Annotated in this window: 24 protein-coding genes; 8 read left to right on the forward strand and 16 right to left on the reverse strand. The window is 63.6% G+C overall.

Features of this window, described 5'->3' with window-relative positions; genetic code table 11:
- The first annotated feature begins 68 nt into the window (after nt 1–68).
- Nucleotides 69–746 carry a Crp/Fnr family transcriptional regulator gene (locus BT125_RS00470; protein ID WP_072404320.1) on the forward strand — a complete coding sequence of 226 codons (678 nt, stop codon included), beginning with the start codon at nt 69–71 and terminating at the stop codon, nt 744–746.
- 165 nt (nt 747–911) lie between these two features.
- Here the strand turns inward: BT125_RS00470 and BT125_RS00475 are convergent, their stop codons facing one another.
- From BT125_RS00475 to norR, 8 genes are all read right to left on the reverse strand, one after another.
- The gene (locus BT125_RS00475) at nt 912–1,286 is read right to left on the reverse strand and encodes a putative zinc-binding protein (RefSeq protein ID WP_072404321.1); all 375 of its coding nucleotides are present in this window, start codon (nt 1,284–1,286) and stop codon (nt 912–914) included.
- The gene (locus tag BT125_RS00480) at nt 1,286–1,756 is read right to left on the reverse strand and encodes a ubiquinone anaerobic biosynthesis accessory factor UbiT (protein ID WP_072404323.1); all 471 of its coding nucleotides are present in this window, start codon (nt 1,754–1,756) and stop codon (nt 1,286–1,288) included. Before BT125_RS00480 ends, BT125_RS00475 begins: the two co-directional genes overlap by 1 nt.
- On the reverse strand, nt 1,750–2,640 hold the full coding sequence (locus tag BT125_RS00485; protein WP_072404325.1) for a U32 family peptidase: 891 nt from the start codon (nt 2,638–2,640) through the stop codon (nt 1,750–1,752). The genes BT125_RS00480 and BT125_RS00485 overlap by 7 nt, the downstream gene beginning before the upstream one ends.
- 10 nt (nt 2,641–2,650) lie before the next feature.
- Nucleotides 2,651–3,646 carry a ubiquinone anaerobic biosynthesis protein UbiU gene (locus tag BT125_RS00490; protein WP_072404327.1) on the reverse strand — a complete coding sequence of 332 codons (996 nt, stop codon included), beginning with the start codon at nt 3,644–3,646 and terminating at the stop codon, nt 2,651–2,653.
- An 81-nt stretch (nt 3,647–3,727) separates the two neighbouring features.
- Nucleotides 3,728–4,963, reverse strand: a complete 1,236-nt coding sequence (glp, locus tag BT125_RS00495; RefSeq protein WP_072404329.1) for a molybdopterin molybdotransferase MoeA — start codon at nt 4,961–4,963, stop codon at nt 3,728–3,730.
- Nucleotides 4,960–5,514: a molybdenum cofactor biosynthesis protein B gene (gene moaB / locus BT125_RS00500; protein WP_072404331.1), complete on the reverse strand. Its 555-nt coding sequence runs from the start codon at nt 5,512–5,514 to the stop codon at nt 4,960–4,962. Before moaB ends, glp begins: the two co-directional genes overlap by 4 nt.
- An 87-nt stretch (nt 5,515–5,601) precedes the next feature.
- Nucleotides 5,602–6,249, reverse strand: a complete 648-nt coding sequence (pdxH, locus tag BT125_RS00505; RefSeq protein WP_072404333.1) for a pyridoxamine 5'-phosphate oxidase — start codon at nt 6,247–6,249, stop codon at nt 5,602–5,604.
- Between the two features lie 206 nt (nt 6,250–6,455).
- On the reverse strand, nt 6,456–7,988 hold the full coding sequence (gene norR, locus BT125_RS00510) for a nitric oxide reductase transcriptional regulator NorR (protein WP_072404335.1): 1,533 nt from the start codon (nt 7,986–7,988) through the stop codon (nt 6,456–6,458).
- A gap of 159 nt (nt 7,989–8,147) precedes the next feature.
- On the opposite strand from norR, the gene ytfE reads away from it, so the two are divergent.
- A complete protein-coding gene (gene ytfE, locus BT125_RS00515; RefSeq protein WP_072404337.1) occupies nt 8,148–8,822 on the forward strand; it encodes an iron-sulfur cluster repair protein YtfE in 675 nt (224 codons plus the stop codon).
- 179 nt (nt 8,823–9,001) lie between these two features.
- Here ytfE and BT125_RS00520 read toward each other — a convergent pair whose 3' ends face one another.
- Together BT125_RS00520 and BT125_RS00525 are read right to left on the reverse strand one after the other, a co-directional pair.
- Complete coding sequence (locus BT125_RS00520) at nt 9,002–9,439, reverse strand: hypothetical protein (protein WP_170866790.1); 438 nt, start codon at nt 9,437–9,439, stop codon at nt 9,002–9,004.
- Between the two features lie 25 nt (nt 9,440–9,464).
- Nucleotides 9,465–10,655 carry an NnrS family protein gene (locus BT125_RS00525; protein ID WP_072404339.1) on the reverse strand — a complete coding sequence of 397 codons (1,191 nt, stop codon included), beginning with the start codon at nt 10,653–10,655 and terminating at the stop codon, nt 9,465–9,467.
- A gap of 552 nt (nt 10,656–11,207) precedes the next feature.
- Between BT125_RS00525 and BT125_RS00530 the strand changes: the two genes are divergently transcribed.
- Nucleotides 11,208–11,891, forward strand: coding sequence for a Crp/Fnr family transcriptional regulator (locus BT125_RS00530; protein ID WP_072404341.1), 684 nt, complete (start codon nt 11,208–11,210; stop codon nt 11,889–11,891).
- Nucleotides 11,888–12,088, forward strand: a complete 201-nt coding sequence (locus BT125_RS00535) for a protein DnrP (protein WP_072404343.1) — start codon at nt 11,888–11,890, stop codon at nt 12,086–12,088. Before BT125_RS00530 ends, BT125_RS00535 begins: the two co-directional genes overlap by 4 nt.
- 4 nt (nt 12,089–12,092) lie before the next feature.
- Here the strand turns inward: BT125_RS00535 and BT125_RS00540 are convergent, their stop codons facing one another.
- From BT125_RS00540 to BT125_RS00565, 6 genes are all read right to left on the reverse strand, one after another.
- Complete coding sequence (locus tag BT125_RS00540) at nt 12,093–13,931, reverse strand: nitric oxide reductase activation protein NorD (protein ID WP_072404345.1); 1,839 nt, start codon at nt 13,929–13,931, stop codon at nt 12,093–12,095.
- A 179-nt stretch (nt 13,932–14,110) separates the two neighbouring features.
- Entirely contained in the window at nt 14,111–15,538 is a 1,428-nt protein-coding gene (locus BT125_RS00545) for a cbb3-type cytochrome c oxidase subunit I (RefSeq protein ID WP_072404347.1), read from the reverse strand.
- Nucleotides 15,539–15,541: 3 nt separating this feature from the next.
- Nucleotides 15,542–15,982, reverse strand: a complete 441-nt coding sequence (locus tag BT125_RS00550; RefSeq protein ID WP_003202495.1) for a c-type cytochrome — start codon at nt 15,980–15,982, stop codon at nt 15,542–15,544.
- Nucleotides 15,983–16,245: 263 nt separating this feature from the next.
- Nucleotides 16,246–16,503 carry a cytochrome C oxidase subunit IV family protein gene (locus BT125_RS00555; RefSeq protein WP_072404349.1) on the reverse strand — a complete coding sequence of 86 codons (258 nt, stop codon included), beginning with the start codon at nt 16,501–16,503 and terminating at the stop codon, nt 16,246–16,248.
- A 12-nt stretch (nt 16,504–16,515) separates the two neighbouring features.
- On the reverse strand, nt 16,516–17,100 hold the full coding sequence (locus tag BT125_RS00560; RefSeq protein WP_072404351.1) for a cytochrome c oxidase subunit 3 family protein: 585 nt from the start codon (nt 17,098–17,100) through the stop codon (nt 16,516–16,518).
- Nucleotides 17,084–17,818, reverse strand: coding sequence for a CbbQ/NirQ/NorQ/GpvN family protein (locus BT125_RS00565; protein ID WP_371857778.1), 735 nt, complete (start codon nt 17,816–17,818; stop codon nt 17,084–17,086). Before BT125_RS00565 ends, BT125_RS00560 begins: the two co-directional genes overlap by 17 nt.
- A 268-nt stretch (nt 17,819–18,086) precedes the next feature.
- Between BT125_RS00565 and nirS the strand changes: the two genes are divergently transcribed.
- The 4 genes from nirS (at nt 18,087) to BT125_RS00585 (ending at nt 21,789) form a co-directional block, all read left to right on the forward strand.
- Nucleotides 18,087–19,766 (forward strand): nitrite reductase, encoded by a 1,680-nt coding sequence (gene nirS / locus BT125_RS00570; protein WP_072404353.1) that lies wholly within the window; start codon nt 18,087–18,089, stop codon nt 19,764–19,766.
- 24 nt (nt 19,767–19,790) lie between these two features.
- A complete protein-coding gene (locus BT125_RS00575) occupies nt 19,791–20,099 on the forward strand; it encodes a c-type cytochrome (protein ID WP_053119574.1) in 309 nt (102 codons plus the stop codon).
- Between the two features lie 185 nt (nt 20,100–20,284).
- Complete coding sequence (locus BT125_RS00580) at nt 20,285–20,614, forward strand: c-type cytochrome (protein ID WP_072404355.1); 330 nt, start codon at nt 20,285–20,287, stop codon at nt 20,612–20,614.
- A complete protein-coding gene (locus BT125_RS00585) occupies nt 20,611–21,789 on the forward strand; it encodes a cytochrome D1 domain-containing protein (protein WP_072404356.1) in 1,179 nt (392 codons plus the stop codon). Before BT125_RS00580 ends, BT125_RS00585 begins: the two co-directional genes overlap by 4 nt.
- Nucleotides 21,790–21,791 lie beyond the last annotated feature (2 nt).

The following is a 21,791-nucleotide window of genomic DNA, read 5'->3' on the forward strand; positions in this document are numbered from 1 at the left end:
GGTAGGCCTGCGGAGGCATAGGCCGGCGGCGACTTGGGCACTACCATGACGGCACGCGGAGGTACGCCATGCTGACCCACCCTTCCATCGTTTTACTGTTGCGTCGTCATCACCTGTTCAGCCAGTTGCCCGAGCGGGTCTTTGAAGATGTCTGCAACCTCGCCGTGCTCAAGCGCCTGGCCTGCAACAGCACGCTCATGCACCAAGGCGACCCGGCCAAGCGGTTTTTCTTGCTGGTCAGCGGCCAGATCAAGCTGTTCCGGGTCACTGGCGAGGGCCAGGAGAACCTGGTGGAAATCATCCAGCCCGGGCAGACCTTCGCCGAGGCCCTGCTGTTCAGCCAGGCCCGTTGCTACCCGGTCAGCGCATCGGCGATCAAGGACAGTGTGCTGGTGAGTATCGAAGGCACCCACTACCGCAAGGCCCTGGAGGACCAGCCCAAGGTCTGCCTGGCGATCCTGGCGAGCATGAGCATCCACCTGCACCAGCGCCTCAAGGACATCGATAACCTGACCCTGGCCAGCGCCAGCCGGCGGGTCATCAATTTCCTGCTGCAGGAACGCGATCCTCGCGACGGTCAGTTGGTGTTGCAGGTTTCCAAACGCCTGGTGGCCTCCAAGCTGGGGATCCAGCCGGAAACCTTTTCGCGGATTCTTCATCGTCTGGTGGACGGCGGCCTGATCGCCATGGAGCGGCGCAACATTCGCATCCTGGCCGAAGAGGAGCTGGAGGCTTACCAGCAATAGCCCGAGCAAGTGCCCCTCTGTGGCGAGGGAGCTTGCTCCCGCTGGGCTGCGCAGCAGCCCCAAAAAGGCCAGACGCAATCAACCTGACGCATCGCTGTGGCAAACCTGGGGGTGCTTCGCCCCCCAGCGGGAGCAAGCTCCCTCGCCACGGGATCAGTGTTTGGCTCAGGGGCTTTGATCACCCCCTATCATCGCTATCAACCGCTCGAACAATGCATCGCCCTCCTCTTGCGAGCAATCGACCCCAAAACGCTTGCGCCAGCCCAACTGACTCAGAATCACATGCACATTCGCCTCCAGGTCATGCTGCTGCAAACACGCCTGCACGCACTGCAACGGGCAACCGTCCAGGGCAATGATCCGCCGCCCCGAGCGCGCCTTATTCACCAACGCCGCCACATGCCCGCCCACGCCAACAATGCAGGACATCTCGGCCAACCCGGCGCGGTCCAGGCGCAGGGCGACGGTGTTGGCCAGTTGCGCCACGTTGGAACAACCGGAGCAGGAATATACCAGGGGCAATACGCTTGGGGCTTTCATCACACTGCTGCCAACCCCTTGCCCGCCCGTTCCAGATTGCGCCATAACCACGGCGGCAATACGTCCGGGTCGAGGCTGTCGATCAGGTTCTTCAAAGCCAGCCCCAGCTCGGTGTCGCCCTCGATCACCAGCCGCCGGCGGAAAAACAGCGTGTCGGGATCCTCCTGACGGCTGGCCAGCAACAGAAATTCGCGCCAGTTGCCGCTGATGGTGACCTGGGCTTCGGCCCGTTCGGCGATGCGCAATCCATCCCGTGCCAGGGTCAGGTACCAGCACAACTTCAAATCAGGCACCCGCAGGCACAACCAGCGCCCCTGCAGCACATCGAAACCGCCGTCGCGCAGCGGCTCGGCCAGGCAACGATTGAGCGCCTGTTGCAACGCCAGGCGCTGTACCACAAACGGCACCTTGGCCACGAGCGGCAGCACCCGGTCAGCGCCTTTGAGCAACCATTTTTTTGGACTCAGCACAGGCCCGCCTCCTCTACCTTCAACATGCCGGCATGGCCGTGCCAATAACCGTTGCAGCCGTCCACGAACAACGGCGGCGCCTCGCCGTGGCGTACCTTGTCGAAGGCCGTGACTACTTCGACCATGCCCTGGGCACGCGGACTCAGGCGCAGCAGGTCGGCGCCACTGGCCGTCAGCGCAGTGTAATCGGCCAGAAGATTCGTCACCTCCCCAGACATCGTCTGGATGCCGTTGAGGGTGAACAGTTGTTGGCCTTCCTGGCTGCTCAACACCAAGCCATCGGGGTAATTTATGCAACAGAACTGACAGTCGTCCTTGGGTCGGTTTTCGGCCCGGGCGGTAAAGCAGCGTGCCGAGTACGCCAACGGCAGATGGCCGTAGGCGAATATCTCCACCTCGGGCACCTCACGGTCCAGCTCCCGCACTTGCTCCAGCACATCGCCGATCAGCGCCGCCGAACACTCCACGGGGGGCACCCAACGGATCATCCCGCTGTCGAGCAATTGGCCCAGGGCATGACCGTTGTACAAGTTCAACGCCGGACCGCCGACAAAGGGCAACTTGCGTTCGGCCAGGAACTGCACCGCGCCCATGTCATTGGCTTCCACCAACAATTGGCCGTTGTCACACAGGCGTCGCAGCGAAGACAGCTCCGAAGCCGCCTCGATCAACGTCAGGCTCGACAACACGATCTGCGCCTGGCTACACGTTTGCAGCTCGCGCCCCAGGCCCAGCCATTGATCCAGGGAAAACGCCCGGCGCTTCGAACATACGGTTTCCCCCAGGTAAATCACATCCAGCGGCAAGGCCGACATCTCGGCGTAAAAATTCCCCAGTTGCGCTTTGTCCCAGTAAAACAGGACCGGTCCCAAGCTGAGTTTCATCTGGCCTCCTTCATTGCCATGATCGATGGTAGGCACCCAGGGTGGTCTGGCTGCCTTCGGACAGACCGGCCAGCGCCTGGCGCCATTCTTCCCGCACCCGGAACCGCTGCGGTGCGGCCTGGTGGGCATCCAGCGCGGCGCGCCAGACCCGGGTCACTTGTTCAACGTAGGCCGGGCTGCGTTGACGACCTTCGATCTTCACCGCCTCAACGCCGATGGCGATCAGTTCCGGCAGCAGGTCGAGGGTGTCAAGGCTGGTGGGTTCTTCCAGTGCATGGAAGCGCTTGCCACTCACCAGGAAGCGGCCTTTGCACAGGGTCGGGTAACCGGCCGGTTCTTCGGGGGTGTAGCGGTCGATCAGCACCTCGCTCAAGCGTGCGCTGAGGCCTTGGGCGTCCTCGCTCCAGCGCACCGCCTTGGCGGGCGAGCAGACGCCGCACAGGTTCGGCGATTCGCCGGTGATGTAGGAAGACAAGTGGCAACGGCCCTCGGCCATGATGCACAGGCTGCCGAAACCGAAGACTTCGATAGGCACCGGGCTGCCCGCCGCCACCTGCCGCACCTGGGCCAGAGACAGTACCCGCGGCAGCACCGCGCGGCGGATGTCATAGCGCTGGGCGTAAAAAGCCAGGGCCGCGGCATGGGTCGCCGAGCCTTGTACCGACAGGTGCAGCGCCAGTTTCGGATGGCGCTGGCTGGCGTAGCCGAGCACGCCGGGGTCGGCGGCGATCAGGGCGTCCACGCCGAAATCGGCGGCACGGTCCACGGCCCGTTGCCAGCGCTCCCAACCCTTGGGTTGCGGGTAAGTATTGACCGCCACGTACAGTTTGCGTTGGTGCTGACGGATGTGCGCGACCGCGGCGTCGAACTGTTTGTCGTCCATGTTCAGCCCGGCGAAGTGCCGGGCATTGGTGTCATCGCGAAAGCCGACATAGACGGCATCGGCGCCTTGGCGCACCGCCGCTTTGAGGGCAGGCAGATTCCCTGCCGGGCAAACCAGTTGCATGGGGCATCCTCGTGAGAAAACTAAGGGCGCCGCCAGTCTAGCCAGCCCTCGGCCGGCGACCTTGACGGCAATCAATTGCCATCAATGCATCAGGTCAGTGAATGGCAGGTACAGCACCTTGTCGTGCTTGTGCAACTGCGCCTCACACTCCACCACCGCCAGCCCATCGGCCCAGCACGCGGCCGTCAGCATCGCCGAACTTTGCTGCGGGTGCAGCGCCACGCACAGGTGGCCGTTGGCATCCGCCACCAACCTGGCGCGCAAATACTGTCGGCGCCGGTTGCGCTTGAGCCAGTCGAACCCCGCCGGCAGTTGCAACGGCACCGGCAGGACATCGCCCATGCCCTGGGCCCGAAACAGGAACGGCCGCACGACGATCAGCGCGGTAATCAACGCCGCCGACGGATTGCCCGGCAGCCCGAGCCAAGGCTTGCCTTCCACATCGCCAAAGGCCAGGGGCTTGCCCGGCTGGATCGCCAAACGCCAGAGGTCGATACTGCCCAAGGTTTCGATGGCTTGCTTGAGATGGTCCTCTTCCCCTACCGAAACACCGCCCGATGTGATCAGCACATCGCATTCGGCCACGGCCAGGCGCAACGCTTGCCGACTGGCCAGTAACTGGTCGGGCATGACCCCGAAGTCATGCACCTCGAGGCCCCAGCCGCGCAACAGCGCGGCGAGACTATGGCGATTGCTGTTGTAGATCTGCCCCGGCGCCAGTGGCTCGCCCGGTTCGCGCAGCTCATCGCCGCTGCTGAGCAAGCCCACTTGCAAGGGGCGATAGACGTCCACCTGAGGGACTCCGGCACCGGCGAGCAAACCCAACTCCTGGGCGCGCAGGCGCGTGCCGGCTTCAAGCAGCCGGTCTCCTCGACGCAGTTCCTCACCTTCCTTGCGCACATGGTCACCGCTATTGACCGACGGCAACCAGACCCGCTCGCCATCGACCTGGCAACTTTCCTGTGGCACCACCGTGTCGGCCCCCGGTGGCAGCGGCGCACCGGTAAAAATCCGCACGACCTGCCCGGCCTGCAACGGTTTGCCCGGCTCGTCACCGGCGGCGATGCGCCCGGCCAACGCCAGGTAGCCGCCGTCAACCGGCAGGTCAGCGGCCCGCAGGGCATAGCCGTCCATCGCGCTGTTGTCCCAGGCCGGCAGGTTCATCGGGCACAGGATATCGGCGGCCAACACACGCGCCAGGGCCTGGTCCAGGCCGACCCGTTGCACGGGCGGTGGTGGCGGTGCCTGGTCGAGCAAATGCCGGATCGCCTCATCCACCGGCATCAACACGCCGCTGTCGCACACCCGACCGCTCACGAGCGCGTCTCGCATGCGACAGGGGCGATGTCGGCCTGGGGCTTGAGGTGCGGAGTGAAATTGCACGGGCCGGTGCGGCTATCCAGTTGCCCGGCCAGGATCTGCTCCCAACCGGTCCGACAAGCCCCCGGCGAGCCTGGCAAGCAACACACCAGCACGCCATTGCTCATGCCCGCCAATGCCCGCGATTGCAGAGTGGACATGCCAATCTGCGCCAGCGACACCTGGCGGAACAGCTCGCCGAAACCGTCCACCTGCCTGTCCAGCAACGGCGCCACCGCTTGGGGGGTGTTGTCGCGCGGGGTGAAACCGGTGCCTCCGGTCATCAACACCACCTGCACCTTGGGCTCGGCGATCCATTGGGAGACCTGGGCGCGGATCTGGTAGATATCGTCCTTCACCAGCCCACGGTCGATGAGCACGTGCCCAGCTGTCTGCAGCAGGTCCGCCAGGGTCTGGCCCGAGGCGTCGGTGTCGAAGGTTCGAGTATCGCTGATGGTGAGGACCGCGATGTTCAGCGGTTGAAAGAGGCGTTGCATCAGATGGGCCATGATCAGCCGTCCTGTCAGAAAAGATAGCCCAGCCTGAACCGCAAACGTTGCCGGGCCTATTCCTCCTTGGAGGTACCTCCCTTGGCGTCAGGGTGCCAGGCGGCTGCGCTGCCAGGCGCCATCGCGCAGGCGATAGTCGAGGCGATCGTGCAAACGGTCGGCGCGGCCCTGCCAGAACTCCAACCGCTCGGGCCGCAGGCAATAACCGCCCCAATGGTCGGGGCGCGGCATGGGGTGATCGGCGAAGCGTTGTTCCGTCTGCGCCAGCAAGGTTTCCAGCGCGGCCCGATCTGCCAGTGGGCGACTTTGTGGCGATGCCCAGGCACCCAGGCGACTGCCTGCGGAGCGGGACTCGAAATAGGCATCCGACAGCGCCGGATCGAGTTTGTGGACAGCCCCTTCGATGCGTACTTGCCGCTCCAGCCCCGGCCAGAAAAACGTCATGGCCGCCCGGGGATTCGTCGCCAGGTCCTGTCCCTTGGCGCTTTCATAGTTGCCGAAAAACGAAAAACCCTGGGCGTCGAACCCCTTGAGCAACAGCACCCGACAATGGGGCCGGCCCTGCTCGTCCACCGTCGCCAGGGCCATGCTGTTGGCTTCCACCGGTGGACTTTCGGTCTCGCGGGCTTGTTGCATCCAGAGCCCGAACAGGGCCATGGGGTCGTCCGGTGCCTGGGTTTCATCCAGGCCGTCGAGGGTGTACTGGCGGCGCATGTTGGCCAGCGAAAGGGGCATGGTGGTGATCTCCACTGTGGGTTTTGGCCAGTGTGGAGTCGACTGCGTTGGCGGGCCTTGATCGTTGTCAATGCCGGTTCTTGTGGTGAGTTGAAGGGCGCTATCGCGAGCAAGCTCGCTCCCACAGGTGATTTACTGTGTTCGCAAGATCCCTGTGGGAGCGAGCTTGCTCGCGATGAAGGCAACGCGGTCTAGCAGAGCAACGGCTACTTGAGCCCCAACCGCCGCGCCAGCTTATGCAAGTTGCTCGGATCCACTTCCAACAGCCGCGCCGCCCCCGCCCAGTTCTGTCCGCAACGCTCCAGGGCGTTGAGGATCGCCTGTCGCTGGCAACCATCGACCGCTTCGCTCAGCGGCTGGATCGGTGCATCGAGCGCCTCCAGGGGTGCCTCCAGCAGTGCATGGACCGTGGCGGTGTTGGCGTTGACATCCAAGTCCAGCACCTGCGGCTCCAGGGTCATGATCAGGCTGCGACTGGCGCCACGACTCAGTTGTTTCAACGCGGCGCGACTGATCACGTGTTCCAGTTCCCGCACATTACCCGGCCAGCTGTACGCCAATAGCGCCTGTTCGGCCGCCGGTGACAGGCGCAAGCCGCGCAGGCCCAGTCGCGTGCGGTTCAGTTCGAGAAAGTGCCCGGCCAACATCAATACATCGTGGCCGCGCTCGCGCAACGGCGGGATCGGCACCGGGTAGACCGAAAGCCGGTGGTACAGGTCGGCACGAAACAGACCGTCACGAATGCTGTCGGGCAAGTGCCGGTTGGTGGCCGCGATGATCCGCACATCGACGTGCAGGGGCTTGTCCGCCCCCAGGCGCTGGATCTCGCCGTTCTGCAGGGTGCGCAACAACTTGGCCTGTACGCTCAACGGCAATTCACCGACCTCATCGAGAAACAGCGTGCCACCGTTGGCCGCATCGAAACGCCCGGCGCGGTCGGTGGTCGCCCCGGAGAACGCCCCTTTGACGTGGCCGAACAATTCGCTTTCGGCCAGGGACTCGGGCAAGGCCGCGCAGTTGACCTGGACCAGCGGCTTGTGACCACGCCGGGACAGGCGATGCAGGCGGCGGGCGAACAGCTCCTTGCCCACACCGGTTTCCCCCAGCAACAGCACCGGCAGTTCGGAGTCGGCCAGCACATCCAGCTCGTTGAGCAGTTGCTGCAAACCTTCACTGCGGCCAAGGATCTCGCCCTCCTCGGCTGGCAAGCGCAGGTCCGTCTGGTCGCTGCGCGATGCCCGCAGGCTACGGTTTTCCTGTTCAAGTCGAGTGACCCGCACCGCCGCCTCGATCTGCAAGGTACAGCGCTTGAGTTCCTCCCGGGCGCGGCTGTCGAAGGTGCCGGCGTGCAACGCATCCAGGGTGATCGCGCCCCACAGCCGGCCTTCCACGTACAGGCTTACGCCCATGCAGTCATGCACCGGCAGCGGTTCACCAACGTGGTTGTCGAGCAAGCCGTCATAAGGATCGGGCAAGCGACTGTCCGGTTCGAACCAGGTGGGTTCGCGCGAGGCCATGATCGCCGCCAGGCGCGGGTGCTGGGCAATCACGAAGCGCCGCCCCAGCGCCTCGTGGACCAGGCCCACGGTGGCCACGGGCCTGAGGCTGTCGTCATCCAGGCGCAGCAACCCCACGGCGCCACTGTTGAAGTATTCGCGCAGGGTCTGCACCAGGCGCTGCAATCGCACCGCATTGGGCAGCTCGACGATCAGGTCGGCGGCCAGGCTTTCACGCAGCATGGTTGTGATGACCCTCCAGGGTTCGTTTGACCCTTCGCTGTCAGGGTGACAATCACCCTGACAAAAAATTATTCGTTTATTTTCAGACAGTTAAATCTGGCACGCCGGCTGCAAAATCCACTCGTCTGTCCCTCCCGGAATTCAACCCAAGGAAACATGATGAGCCTCGAATTGCTTGACCAAAGCCTCGGCCAACTGGCCTGCGACATTCCCGGTGCCACCCGTACCTTCCATCATTACAACCTCGATTTCTGTTGCGGCGGGCAAAAATCCCTGCGCGAAGCCGCCCTGGTTAAAGGCCTGAACCCGCTGCTGATCGCCGATGCCCTGCGCACCCTGCAAGCCGCCGGCGAACTGGGCCATGACTGGCGCGACGAGCCCCAGGCGCTTTTGATCGCCCACATCCTGGAACGCTACCACGCGCGCCATCGCGAACAGCTGCCGGAACTGGTCCGCCTGGCCCGGCGCGTCGAGCAGGTCCATGGTGCGCGGTCCAGTTGCCCCAACGGCCTGGCCGATCACTTGCAGGACATGTATCAGGAACTCGAAGGCCACATGCTCAAGGAAGAACAGGTGCTGTTCCCGATGCTGCAACAGGGCCTGGGCGAACGGGCCTCGGCGCCGATCCAAGTGCTGCGCTACGAACACGATCAGCACGGTGAAGCCCTGGAAACCATGCTCGCCCTGACCGACCAGATCACCCCGCCCGCCGACGCCTGCAACACCTGGCGCGCCCTGTATCGCGGGCTGGTGGAGTTTCGCGACGACCTGATGCAGCACATCCACCTGGAAAACAATGTGTTGTTCGTCAATGCGATGAAGCCCACCCGCTAACCCTCAAACACTGCCCGCTCTCCCAGGGGTGGGTAGTGTTCTCATTTTTTGTATCACCTCGGTTCAGTGTGGGAGCGGGCTTGCTCGCGAATGCGGTGGTTCAGCCGGCATTGATGCTCCTGACACGACGCCTTCGCGAGCAAGCCCGCTCCCCCAGGATTGGCGAGGTCTGCCCATACTCAAAACTGCCAATAGAACATCGCCTTGGCCAGCACCACGATCAACACCATGTGCCCCAGGATACTGCGGCGCAACCAGCAGGCTCGGTTCGGCGTCAGGCGGCCGCTCTTGAGCCAGTACGCCAGCCACAAATAGTGACCGATGATGCTCAGCGCCAGCAGGATCTTCAGGCTCAGCAGCAGGCCGAAGCTGTTGCTCAGCGGCTGGCTCAATGCGCCGCGATGCTGCCAGGCCAGGGCCATGCCGGCGCCGTACAGCAACAGCACCACGCCGTGCAGGACGTGTCGCGAGCGCTTGGCGATGGCCTGGTCGGCGGCGTCCTTGACACCTTGGGCCAGGGGCCGGCGGGCGGCATGCCAGATAAAAACCTCGAAAAACAACGTGCCAATGAAGGCGATGGCCGCCAGCAGATGCGTGACCAGCAAGACCCCGTACATCATCGTTCCCCTACGCCCCAACGACTCATCCCGGATGCCCATCCACCCGGGCCTTCAGCAGCATCGGCCCGTAGCGCCAGGCGTATAGACCGAACGCCAACGTCCAGCACAACCCCGCGAGCCACAGCCCGGCCAGCGGCAACAGCAGCACCAACAGCACGCGGCTCAGGCATGCCAGGTTCAGCAGGATGAACGCCAGGGTCATGCCCGCCGGTGGCTCCAGCGCTCGCCCGGTATGGCCCAGGCTGACGCGGGCAATCATCGCCAGGATCAACCCGGCCATGGCGCCGATGGTCAGGCTGTGCACCGCCAGGCTCGGGTTCACCGGCACGCCGAAGTGCCACAGCGCCATCCCCAGACAGGCCACCGCCAGCCAAGCGTAGGCCAGGTGCAACGACCACAGCAGCGGCACCCGCCACAAGTGCCGGTCATGCCACCGCACCAGTCGAATCCCGTGTCCCACCGCCAATGCGGCGAACAACAGGCCGACCCAGGCGCTGGCCGCCAGTGCCTGGCCGAAGGCATACAACAACGCCACCAGCGCCGACCCGGCCAGCAACAGGCGATCGAGCCACGGCCAAGGGGCCACGCCCTCGACCCGACCGAGGCCTCGCTGGGTAAAGAATGGAATCACGCGCCCGCCGATCAACCCCATCATCGCCGCTACCAGCCACAGACCGGTGAGCACGCTCTGGCGCTGCAAGCCCTCGTTGTGCTGCACCAGGCCGTACACGGATAACCCATCGGCGGCAGCCAACAGCAGCAATACCAGGACAATCGGGTAATTGCGTTTCTGCCGCACACGCCACAACGTCAGCCCCATCAACGCGGCGACCGCCAGGGCAAACCCCAGCTCCAGCAGCGTCAACACCGGCCAGGGTGCATTGACCAGCCAGGCCAGCCGCGCGCCCAGCCACAGCAGCGCCAGCGTGGCCAAGCGCTTGCCGCTGAGCCCCGGGGTGCCGGTCCAGGTCTGCACCGCCGTCAACAGGAACCCGGCGATGATCGCCAGGCCGAAACCGAACAACAGTTCATGGCGGTGCCAGGCCAACCAACCGCCGGCTGGCTGCCAGGCCGACAAGCGCCCGGTAAACGCGGCGAGCCAAAAGGGAATGGCCAGCAGCGCCAGCACGCAACCGGCCAGAAAAAACGGCCGAAACGCCAGGCGCCACAGCGGCGCGATGGCCATGGCCTTGCGACGGTCAAGCACTTGCATACACCACTCCTTTGCCTCGCTGAACCGTCAGCGAGGTACGACGAACCAGGGTTCGAATGATCGGCTATCGACGCTGGCAGGCCTTGTCTCAGATCAAGCCAGCGCATCGGCAACCTCCCGCCTCGAACAGGCACTTGCAAGGGGCTTGCCGTTGTGGGAGCCGAGCTTGCTCGCGATGCGCGCTATCGCGGTCCTGCTGTAGACCGTGGCGCCTTCATCGCGAGCAAGCTCGGCTCCCACAAAAGATCGCTCCCACAAGGACTGTAGCTGAAAGGGGTATTTATGACCCTTTAATGGTTGTTTTTACCCTATCGCGCCAGGGTCATTTCTACCCTCACCAGCCCCAACGCCCCACCAATCAAAGCCCCCGGGCCTGGCCCGGCTCTTGCTCAGCCACGGCATCACCTTTCTTGTCGGGGCCATCCATGAAATCCGTCGTTCTGCCGCTTACCTGGTTCGTCATGCTCTCCTGCGTCGTGGCGCTTGCCAGCGGCCTGTCCCTGAGCCTGGTCTGACCCCGCCTTCTCTTTAGCCATTACAAGGATCCATGCCATGGTGCTCCACCGTGTCCATCACCAGATTCTGCGCAGCCATCATCTGTTCGAACCCTTGAACGAAGAACAGCTCGACGAATTGATGAGCAACAGCCAACTTCTGAGCATCGACAAGGGCGACCCGTTGTTCCGTCAGGGAGAGCCGGCGCAGGCGTTTTACTTCGTGATTTCCGGGGCGGTGAAAATCTACCGGCTGACCCCGGACGGCCAGGAAAAAGTCTTCGAGGTCATCGGCGAGCGCCAGACCTTCGCCGAAGCCATGATGCTGATGGATACGCCCAACTACGTCGCGTCCGCCGAAGCCGTGGGCCCGACCCAGCTGTATCGACTGTCCAACATCACCTATATGCGCCTGTTGCAAAGCAATAGCCGGCTGACCTTCGCCCTGCTCGGCAAGCTCTGCGTGCGCCTGCACCAGCGGGTCAACGAGATTGAAACCCTGTCGCTGAAAAACGCCACTCACCGCGTGGTGCGCTACCTGCTGACGCAACTGGTGCGCCTGCAAACCGTGGACAGCCAGTTCGAATTGCCGATGGCCAAGCAACTGATCGCCGGGCACTTGTCGATCCAGCCGGAAACCTTTTCGCGGATCATCCGGCGCCTGATCGACGAAAAAATCATCACCCAGGACGGTCGCCAGATCGCCATTCTCGATCGTCTGCGCCTGGAACAATTCGAATGAGCGCGCAGCCCACTTGCCTGTATTGCCAACAGGCCAACCCTGTCGATGCCACCGAATGCCATCTGTGCGGCATGCCCTTGCCGGCCGAGGTGGCAAGGGCCGGCGAACGCCGGCTACGGCGCTTCGGTTGGTTCTGTGGCGGGCTGACGATCTTCTGCATCGTCATGTTCTTCTGGCTGCCTCGCAGCATCGTCTGAACCCTCAATCCTGAGTCAATTGCCGGTACAACTGCGGTAGACGCAGCGGCAATTGCTCGGGCTGGCGAATCAAGGTGTAGCCATTGGCCCCGAACATGTACGGCAGGTAATCCCCCGCTTCGCGGTCGATGGTGATACAGAACGGCGTCAACCCTTGACGCCGCGCCTCGAGCACCGCCTGGCGGGTGTCTTCCACGCCGTAGCGTCCCTCGTAGAGGTCCAGGTCATTGGGCTTGCCGTCACTGAGCAGCAACAACAATTTGCGCCGGCGTTTGCAGCCCGCCAACCGTTGCGTGGCCTGGCGAATCGCTGCGCCCATGCGCGTGTAGTAACCAGGCTTGAGGCCCTGGATGCGCCCGCGGGTGTGATCGTCGTAATGCTGGTTGAAAGCCTTGAGTTCATGCATGCGCACCTGCTGGCGGCGCAGAGAGGAGAACCCGTACAAAGCGAAATCATCCCCCAGCACCGACAGGGTTTCGCCGAACAGCAACAGGCTGTCGCGGATCACATCGATCACCCGGTGCTCGTCATTGAGGTGGGCATCGGTGGACATCGACAGGTCGGCCAGCAGCAGGCAGGCCAGGTCGCGACGGGTCTGGCGCTGGTCCATGAACAGTCCGCGTTCGCTGCACGGGCCATGCTGGCGCTCGACATGAAAATCCAGCCAGGCTTGCAGGTCCAGCTCCGAACCTTGGGTTTGCTGGCGCAACCACTGGCGATCGTTGCGCAAGTGTTCGAACTGGCGACGCAGGCGCTGGGCCGAGCTTCGCAGGCGTACGGGCAACGGCTGGGGCTGGCAATCGCGGGGGGTGAAGGTTTGCAGGCTGACGAAGTCGTCCTGCAGGCGTTGCTTGCGATAATCCCATTCCGGCAACAGGATGCCCGCGCCCAACGGGATGTCGTCCACATCGGCCGGAGGCAGGTCCAGGTGCAGTTTCAAGCCACCGCCCTTGCGTATGCGGGTGCGTGACAAGGTCAACTGGTCCAGGTCCTCGGCGACGCGAGCGGCGTCCGGGTCTTCGCTGTCATCGGCCCAGCGATCCAGGTCCACGTGTTCGGTCCAACTGAACAGGTTTTCCAGGCGCACGATCAGCAACCCACCGTCACGGGTGGTGTCATCGATTCGCTCGGCGCGCTTGCGCCCACCTTGCTGTTCACCGGGTGGCGTCGCCAGGTATTGCTCGGACTCTTCGAGATTGGCGGCCTGGGGATTGGCCAGGTGTTGGGGTGGGTAGAGCCACAGCGGCAACGGCCAGGCGGCCCGCTCGCTGCGGGGAAAATGTTCGACACTGCCCGGTTCGCGCAAGGCTTGGCACAACGCCCGCTCCAGGGCGGCTTCGACCGGTTTGAGCGTGGCGGGATCGGGGCGCAGGGACAGGTGCGCGTCCACCAGCCGTCGGTAGCGAGGGCGCAGCGCCGGGTAGCGCTTCAACACCGCTTGGGTCCAGCGCTGATTGTCCCGTCCCCAATGCTTCATCGGCCCCGACTGCGCGGCCAGCAACGCCAGCCAGCGATACAGCTCTTCGTTCAGGCCGACATCGGGGAACGCCGCCAGGCTCGCCGGCAAACGCAGTTTATTGCCATCGCAGCAAGCCAGGGGCACTTGCTTGCAGGTGCCGGCGATCTGCTGCAACAGGTTGCGACGTAGTAACAGATCACGGTCGCTGACCGCCTCCACACCCAACTGGCGAGAGCCGCCCGTCGCGTGAAACAGCACTTGAAGGGAGCGTTGCCGCGCAATCAGTTCCACCCGTGCTTCGGGAAAATCCACGCTGGCGCGGCGGGTGATGAAACGGTGCCAGACACTGCCGACCCACTCTTCCAGCTCGAGGGTGAATGCCATGGTTGTTCTCCTATCGACCCGTTGCGGTGAAAGAACTGGTTCGCACTGCTCTTTGTGGCGAGGGAGCTTGCTCCCGCTTGGGTGCGAAGCGCCCATCAACAAGGGTCTGCTGCGCAGCCCAGCGGGAGCAAGCTCCCTCGCCACAAAAGCGTCCTCGCCACGGACTCAGTAGCGTCCTCTCAAGAAGGCACCACCGCCGCCGGTGCGCGAAGGGCCGCACGACCACGTTGACGGAAGCTGAACAGGTAGCAGAGCAACCCGGCCAGGAACCCGACGCCGCTGACCAGTCGCGCCCAGAACAGCGGCTTCAAATGGTCCATCGTCGCCATGAACGGCAAGGCACTGCCATCCGTCATCCACCGCTGCAACCACACCTGGACCACACCGGCGGCGGTGAGGAACAAGGTGATCATCACCATCGACAGGGTCATCAACCAGAAGCCCCAGATCTCCAGGCGCTGGGAGCGTTCGTCCGCCGCTTCACCCAAGCCCCGCAAGCGCGGCATGGCGTAGCTGATCAGCGTCATCACGATCATCGCGTAGGCACCGTAGAAAGCCAGGTGCCCGTGGGCCGCGGTCAGTTGCGAACCGTGGGTGTAGTAGTTGACCGGTGCCAGGGTGTGCAGGAAACCCCAGACACCCGCGCCGAAGAACGCGGTGACCGTGGTGCCCTTGGCCCACAACGTGGCGGCACGGTTCGGATGCTGCCGACGGCGGTTTTTCACCATGCTGAAGGCGAAGACCACCATCGCCAGGAACGGCAGCGGTTCCATCGCCGAGAAGATCGAGCCGACCCACAACCAGACCTCGGGCGCGCCGATCCAGAAGAAGTGGTGACCGGTGCCGATGATCCCGGTGATCAACGCCATGGCGATAATCACGTAGAGCCATTTTTCCACCACTTCCCGGTCCACGCCGGTGATCTTGATCAGGACGAAGGCGAGCATCGAACCCATGATCAGTTCCCAGACGCCTTCCACCCAAAGATGCACCACCCACCACCAGTAGAACTTGTCGCGTGCGAGATTTTCCGGGTTGTAGAAGGAGAACAGGAAGAACACCGCCAGGCCGATCAGCCCGGTCATCATCACCATGCTGACCGTGGTCTTGCGCCCCTTGAGCAGGGTCATGCCGATGTTGTAGAGGAACCCCAGGCATACCACGACGATGCCCATCTTGGTGATGGTCGGCTGTTCCAGGAACTCGCGGCCCATGGTCGGTAGCAGGTCGTTGCCGGTGAATTTCGCCAGCGTGGCATAAGGCACCGAGAGGTAACCCAGGATCGTCGCCACGCCTGCGGCGGCGAATACCCAGAACAACACCAGCGCCAGTTTCGGGCTGTGCAGTTCGCGGTCGGCCTCCTCCGGTATCAGGTAATACGCCGCGCCCATGAAGCCGAACAGCAGCCAGACGATCAGCAGGTTGGTGTGGACCATGCGGGCCACGTTGAAGGGGATCAGCGGGAACAGGAAGTCGCCGACCACGTATTGCAGGCCCATGATCAAACCGAACAGCACCTGCCCGAGGAACAGCATCAGGGCAAACACGAAATAGGGTTTGGCGACGGCCTGCGAGGCGAATTTCAGATGCGGATTAGCCATGCTCATCTCTCAGCCCTCCTTGTTTGGCGGCCAGCCATTGGTATTGATTTTCGAACTCCACTTGAGGAACTCGGCGATGTCGTCGACCTCCTGCTCGCTGAGGTTGAACTGGGGCATGGCCCGACGACCCGGAACGTTCAGCGGCTGCATTTTCATCCACGCCTGCAGGAACGGCTTGAAGGCCTCGTCGCCACCACGCCGGTTCACGACGTTGCCCAGCTCCGGCGCAAAATATGCGCCCTCGCCCAACAGCGTATGGCAGCCGATGCAGTTGTTGCGCTCCCAGACGCCCTTGCCGCGTATCACCGACTCCGTCAATTGCGCCTGGTTGCTGCGTTCGGGAAAGGTCTGTTCCGTGTGGTAGGTCAGGGCCAGGAATATCAGGAAGAAGAAGATGCTTCCCCCGAAGTAAATATTCCTGGCCATGCCTTTGGTGAAGGTATCTGACATGGTCACTTCCTCATTGCTTGGCGTGACCATTTTAGGAACCGAGGGGGCTGAAACCGCTTGATGGCGATCAAGAATCTCCGATGGTTTTGGTAGGTTGTTCCAACACAGCCCAAAAGGCAGATGAGCTTTTGTGGCGAGGGAGCTTGCTCCCGCCGGGGCGCGAAGCGGCCCCAGGCAAGTTGATCGCGGTCAGCCTGATACACCGGGATGCCTGGCCTTGGGGCTGCTGCGCAGCCCAGCGGGAGCAAGCTCCCTCGCCACGGTTATGTGCCAGACATGAGTGTCGAGGCAATCAGCACGGCCAATAGTGCGGCCCAACTCAATATCAACCGCCGCCACAGGCGCGGCGCATGGCGCAGTTCCATGAAGCCGTCGGCGATCAGCCAGGCCTTGGTCACCGCGACCGCCAGGATGGCGATGGACACCAGCCCGCTGGCGGCGACCTGGCCCAGGGCGACGGTGCCGGTGCTGAGCACGGCCAGGGTCATCCAGCAGGCGATCAAGACACGGGAAGCCGACATGAGCACCTCCGCTCAACCGAGAATGTAGACAACCGGGAACAGCAAGACCCAAACCAGATCGACCATGTGCCAATACAGCACGCCGGACTCCAACCCGCTGTGTTCCTGCGCACCGTAGCGCCGACGCCGGCAACCCTCGGCCAGCCAGGCGAGGATCACCATGCCCAGCAGCACATGGAGAAAATGGAACACGGTGAGGATCCAGTACAAGGTGAAGAACGTGTCGCGCTCCATCCCCAAGCCGTTCGCCAGCAGATGGGCATACTCAGTGAGCTTGATCGCCACATAACCGCAGGCGAGCAACAACGCCCCACACAACAACAGCGCGGCGCGACGCGGCCGGTCCCGCCTGACTTGCTCCTGGGCCAGGGCGGCAAACAGGCCGGCGGTGAGCAGACTGAGGGTCATCGCCAGGCCCGTGGAGCGGTCCAGCAGTTGCCGGCCCTCGCTGAACATCTGCGGGTGCAACGCCTGGGCGACGGTGAATGCCAGGATCAACAGCGCGAACACCGACAGCTCGGCGAGGATGAAAAACCACATCGCCAGATCCCCGGGCAACCGCCGGGGCACGCCAGCGGTTTCAGCCGAAATGGACATCGACCACATCCATCAAGGCTGCAACGGTTTGCGGATCGTCACTCAACGGCTCGGCCAGGCAGGCCAGGCAGGCTTGGCGCGGTTCCATGCCGGAGCCGATCATGCGCGCGGCGAAAATCAACAGGCGCGTTGAAGCGACTTCCTCCAGGTCATGTTGGTCGAGCCGGCGCAGCGCCTGTCCCAGCCGCACCACCTGGGCCGCCAGGGCCAGGTCCACGCCCGCCTCGCGGGCGACGATGCGCTCTTCATCGGCCACCGCCGGATAGCCAAAGCGCATCGCCACGAAACGCTGGCGCGTGCTGGGCTTCATACCCTTGAGCAGGTTCTGGTAACCGGGGTTATACGACACCACCAGCATGAAGGACGGCGGTGCCTGCAGCACTTCGCCGGTGCGTTCCAGGTACAGCTGCCGGCGATCATCGGCCAGCGGGTGCAGCACCACCGCCGTGTCCTGGCGCGCTTCGACCACCTCATCCAAATAGCAGATGCCGCCCTCACGCACCGCCCGGGTCAAGGGACCGTCCTGCCACCAGGTGCCCTGGGCGCCGATCAGGTGACGGCCCACCAGGTCAGCCGCGCTCAAGTCATCGTGGCAAGCGACGGTGTACAGCGGCAGTTTCAGGCGGTGAGCCATGTGCTGGACGAAGCGGGTCTTACCGCAGCCAGTGGGGCCTTTGATCAGCACCGGCATGCCGTGATGCCAGGCCTGCTCGAACATCGCCTGCTCGTTGTCCTGGGGTTGATAAAAGGGTTCGTCGGGGTGCTGCAGAGTGTGGATAGCGTTCATGGCGAGGGCCTGATCAAACAACACGATTGCCGGCCACGCTACGGCGCACTGCGACAACCTGGCAAGGGCGGCGGCCAGCAAACTTGATCGCCGTCAAGCGGCTCACCACCGACCTGGGCATAGCCTTGCATCGCACCAAGAACCTGCGCGCCGAACGTCAATTACAGCGCAGCGCGGGTCATGCCTGAGGAGAAATGGAATGCTGATCAGCCACAAAAAAACGTGGGCCCTGAGGGTGACGGCGCTGTGTACAGCGCTGGTTGCTCCCTACGCCTTCGCCGACCAACCCACCACGCCGGAACCGTCCCGCGTGGTCAAGACCGAAGGCGCGCCGGACCTGAGCCAGGCCGACTTCGACTCGGCCAAGGAAATCTATTTCCAGCGCTGCGCCGGCTGCCACGGAGTCTTGCGCAAAGGCGCCACCGGCAAACCGCTGACGCCCGACATCACCCAGTCCCGCGGCCAGGCCTACCTGGAGGCGCTGATCACCTATGGCTCCGCCGCCGGCATGCCGAACTGGGGCACCTCCAATGCCCTGACCAAAGACCAGATCACGGTGATGGCCAAGTTCATCCAGCACACACCGCCGACACCGCCGGAATGGGGCATGGCCGAAACCCTCAAGACCTGGAAGGTCCTGGTCAAACCCGAGGACCGTCCGACCCGGCAGCTCAACAACCTCAATCTGCAAAACCTGTTTTCAGTCACTCTGCGCGACGATGGCAAGATCGCCTTGATCGACGGCGATACCAAGAAGATCGTCAAGCTGATCGATACCGGTTATGCGGTGCACATCTCGCGTATCTCCGCATCGGGGCGCTACCTGCTGGTGATCGGCCGCGATGCCAAGATCGACATGATCGACCTATGGCCGAAAGAGCCGACAAAGGTGGCGGAAATCAAGGTGGGCATCGAAGCCCGCTCGGTGGAGACCTCCAAGTTCAAGGGCTACGAGGACAAATACACCATCGCCGGTTCCTACTGGCCGCCGCAGTTCACCATCATGGACGGCGAGACCCTGGAGCCCAAGCAGATCGTCTCGACCCGGGGCATGACCGTCGACACCCAGCAATACCATCCCGAGCCGCGGGTCGCGGCCATCATCGCCTCCCACGAATGGCCGGAGTTCATCGTCAACGTCAAGGAAACCGGCAAGGTGATGCTGGTCAACTACCAGGACATCAAGAACCTCACCATCACCAGCATCGACGCCGCGCCGTTCCTGCATGACGGCGGTTGGGACAGCAGCCATCGCTACTTCATGACGGCCGCCAACAACTCCAACAAGGTCGCTGTGATCGACTCCAAGGAACGCAAGCTCACCGCCCTGGTGGATGTCGGCAAGACCCCGCACCCAGGGCGCGGCGCCAACTTCAACCATCCACTCTACGGACCGGTCTGGGCCACCAGCCACTTGGGCGACGCCGGGGTTTCCATGATCGGCACCGACCCGATCAAGCATCCGCAATACGCCTGGAAGCAGGTCGGTTCGCTCCAGGGCCAGGGTGGCGGCTCGCTGTTCATCAAGACCCACCCCGCCTCGCGCCACCTGTATGTCGACACCACCCTCAGCCCGGACGCCAAGCTCAGCCAGTCCGTGGCGGTGTTCAACATCGACAAGCTCGACGCCGGCTACACCGTGCTGCCGATCGCCGAATACGCGGGCATCGAGAAAGGCGCGCTGCGCGTGGTGCAACCGGAATACAACAAGGCCGGCGACGAGGTCTGGTTCTCGGTCTGGAGTGGTCAGGAAGACGAGTCAGCGCTGGTGGTGATCGACGACAAGACCCTCAAGGTCAAGAACGTGATCAAGGACAAGCGCCTGATCACCCCGACCGGGAAATTCAACGTCTACAACACCCAACACGACATCTATTGAGCCCCATCAATAAGAGGAAAAACCATGAAGCCTATTCTGATTGCCCTGGCCTTGACTGCCGCCTACAGCCTGCCGGCGTTGGCGCAAGACGGCCCGACGCTGTTCAAGAGCAAACCCTGCGCCGCCTGCCATTCCATCGACACCAAGGTGGTGGGCCCGGCGCTCAAGGAGGTCGCGGCGAAAAACGCTGGCGTCGCCGGGGCCCAGGACGTGCTCGCCAAGCACATCAAGGAAGGCACGCAAGGCAACTGGGGACCAATGCCAATGCCGGCCAACCCCGTGACGGAAGAGGAAGCCAAGATCCTCGCTGCGTGGGTCTTGACCCTTAAATAAACCCAGGCAGGACCTGCCTGATACGACCCCGTGGCGAGGGAGCTTGCTCCCGCTGGGCTGCGCAGCAGCCCCAAAAGCCACCTGACGACTCAATGTGTCAGGCAAGACCAGGGGGCTGCTTCGCAGCCCTGCGGGAGCAAGCTCCCTCGCCACAAAAGCGGTGCAATTTTATTCAGGAGAGCGTCATGGAACGACATAGCCATATCACTTCGATGATCGCCCTCCTCCTGCTTTCCACGCCCTGCGTGCTGGCCGCTCCCGACAGCCAGCGCCAGGTCCAATTGCAACACCTGCTGGACCAGGACTGTGGCGCCTGCCACGGCCTGTATCTGACCGGCGGCCTCGGTCCGCCCCTGACCCACGAAGCCCTGGCCGGAAAATCCCGCGACAGCCTCATCGCCACCGTCACCCTCGGACGGCCCGGCAGCGCCATGCCCGGTTGGGCAGCGTTGCTTGCGCCCGACGACATTCGCTGGCTGGTGGACCGGCTCCTTCAAGGAAAACCCGCCCCATGATCCGTTCCTTCCTGTCCTCCATGGCCATCGCCCTGCTGCTCAGCGGTTGCGCCCAGACACCGTTGCGCGGCACCGGCGACTTGGGCGTGGTGGTGGAGCGCGCCAGCGGCAGCTTGCAAATCATCGAAAGCGACACCCGCACCGCCCTGGGCCGCGTCGAAGGCCTGGGCGACCTGTCCCATGCCTCGGTGGTGTTTTCCCGCGACCAGCGCTACGCCTATGTCTTCGGCCGTGATGGCGGCCTGAGCAAGGTCGACCTGCTGAGTGCGCGCGTCGAACGCCGGATCATCCAGGGCGGCAACAGCATCGGTGGCGCGATCAGCCAGGACGGCAAGCTGATCGCCGTTTCCAACTACGAGCCCGGCGGCGTCAAGGTATTCGATGCCCTGACCCTGGAACAGGTCGCGGACATCCCGGCCACGCCGTTGCCCGGTGGCGAGAAGCACTCACGGGTGGTTGGCTTGGTGGATGCGCCGGGACAACGCTTCGTGTTCAGCCTGTTCGACACCGGCGAAATCTGGACCGCCGATTTCAGCCTGGGCCTCACCCCGCGCATCGAACGTTTCACCGCCATTGGCCAACAACCCTACGACGCCCTGATCACCCCGGACGGGCGTTACTACATGGCCGGACTGTTCGGTGAAGACGGCATGGCCCAACTCGATCTCTGGCACCCGGAGCGCGGGGTGAAACGGGTACTGGGGCATTACGGGCGCGGCCAGGAGCGGCTCCCGGTGTACAAGATGCCGCACCTGGAAGGCTGGGCCATCGCCGATCAGCAAGCCTTCGTGCCCGCCGTCGGGCATCACCAAGTGTTGGTGATGCACGCCCAGGACTGGCAACAGACCGACGCTATCGCCGTGGCCGGTCAACCGGTGTTCGTCACGGCGCGACCGGATGGCCGGCAGTTGTGGGTCAACTTCGCCTACCCGGACAACGACCGCGTCCAGGTCATCGACACCCAGACCCACGCCATCGTCGCCGACCTGCGACCCGGCCCGGCGGTGCTGCACATGGAGTTCACCGCCCGGGGCGACCAGCTGTGGCTGTCCGCCCGGGATGGCGGTCAGGTGCAGGTCTGGGACCCTTATCGCCTCGAACGCCTGGGCAGCTTGCCGGCCCTGAGCCCCAGCGGCATTTTCTTCAGCAGCCGCGCGCACAAGCCGGGGTACTGACC

Source organism: Pseudomonas sp. NFACC04-2 (assembly GCF_900119265.1).
In the GTDB taxonomy this organism is placed as follows: Bacteria; Pseudomonadota; Gammaproteobacteria; order Pseudomonadales; family Pseudomonadaceae; genus Aquipseudomonas; species Aquipseudomonas fluorescens_AA.

Bases quoted from the DNA above. Each gene is read 5' to 3' on its own strand.
- BT125_RS00585 (WP_072404356.1), top strand. From the start codon at position 20,611: ATGATCCGTTCCTTCCTGTCCTCCATGGCCATCGCCCTGCTGCTCAGC.
- BT125_RS00530 (WP_072404341.1), top strand. From the start codon at position 11,208: ATGGTGCTCCACCGTGTCCATCACCAGATTCTGCGCAGCCATCATCTG.
- moaB (WP_072404331.1), bottom strand. From the start codon at position 5,514: ATGGCCCATCTGATGCAACGCCTCTTTCAACCGCTGAACATCGCGGTC.
- BT125_RS00555 (WP_072404349.1), bottom strand. From the start codon at position 16,503: ATGTCGGCTTCCCGTGTCTTGATCGCCTGCTGGATGACCCTGGCCGTG.
- BT125_RS00475 (WP_072404321.1), bottom strand. From the start codon at position 1,286: ATGAAAGCCCCAAGCGTATTGCCCCTGGTATATTCCTGCTCCGGTTGT.
- BT125_RS00550 (WP_003202495.1), bottom strand. From the start codon at position 15,982: ATGTCAGATACCTTCACCAAAGGCATGGCCAGGAATATTTACTTCGGG.
- BT125_RS00560 (WP_072404351.1), bottom strand. From the start codon at position 17,100: ATGTCCATTTCGGCTGAAACCGCTGGCGTGCCCCGGCGGTTGCCCGGG.
- BT125_RS00565 (WP_371857778.1), bottom strand. From the start codon at position 17,818: ATGTTCGAGCAGGCCTGGCATCACGGCATGCCGGTGCTGATCAAAGGC.
- ytfE (WP_072404337.1), top strand. From the start codon at position 8,148: ATGAGCCTCGAATTGCTTGACCAAAGCCTCGGCCAACTGGCCTGCGAC.
- BT125_RS00525 (WP_072404339.1), bottom strand. From the start codon at position 10,655: ATGCAAGTGCTTGACCGTCGCAAGGCCATGGCCATCGCGCCGCTGTGG.
- BT125_RS00580 (WP_072404355.1), top strand. From the start codon at position 20,285: ATGGAACGACATAGCCATATCACTTCGATGATCGCCCTCCTCCTGCTT.
- BT125_RS00470 (WP_072404320.1), top strand. From the start codon at position 69: ATGCTGACCCACCCTTCCATCGTTTTACTGTTGCGTCGTCATCACCTG.
- BT125_RS00575 (WP_053119574.1), top strand. From the start codon at position 19,791: ATGAAGCCTATTCTGATTGCCCTGGCCTTGACTGCCGCCTACAGCCTG.
- norR (WP_072404335.1), bottom strand. From the start codon at position 7,988: ATGCTGCGTGAAAGCCTGGCCGCCGACCTGATCGTCGAGCTGCCCAAT.
- BT125_RS00490 (WP_072404327.1), bottom strand. From the start codon at position 3,646: ATGCAACTGGTTTGCCCGGCAGGGAATCTGCCTGCCCTCAAAGCGGCG.
- BT125_RS00545 (WP_072404347.1), bottom strand. From the start codon at position 15,538: ATGAGCATGGCTAATCCGCATCTGAAATTCGCCTCGCAGGCCGTCGCC.
- pdxH (WP_072404333.1), bottom strand. From the start codon at position 6,249: ATGCCCCTTTCGCTGGCCAACATGCGCCGCCAGTACACCCTCGACGGC.
- nirS (WP_072404353.1), top strand. From the start codon at position 18,087: ATGCTGATCAGCCACAAAAAAACGTGGGCCCTGAGGGTGACGGCGCTG.
- BT125_RS00485 (WP_072404325.1), bottom strand. From the start codon at position 2,640: ATGAAACTCAGCTTGGGACCGGTCCTGTTTTACTGGGACAAAGCGCAA.
- BT125_RS00535 (WP_072404343.1), top strand. From the start codon at position 11,888: ATGAGCGCGCAGCCCACTTGCCTGTATTGCCAACAGGCCAACCCTGTC.
- BT125_RS00540 (WP_072404345.1), bottom strand. From the start codon at position 13,931: ATGGCATTCACCCTCGAGCTGGAAGAGTGGGTCGGCAGTGTCTGGCAC.
- BT125_RS00520 (WP_170866790.1), bottom strand. From the start codon at position 9,439: ATGTACGGGGTCTTGCTGGTCACGCATCTGCTGGCGGCCATCGCCTTC.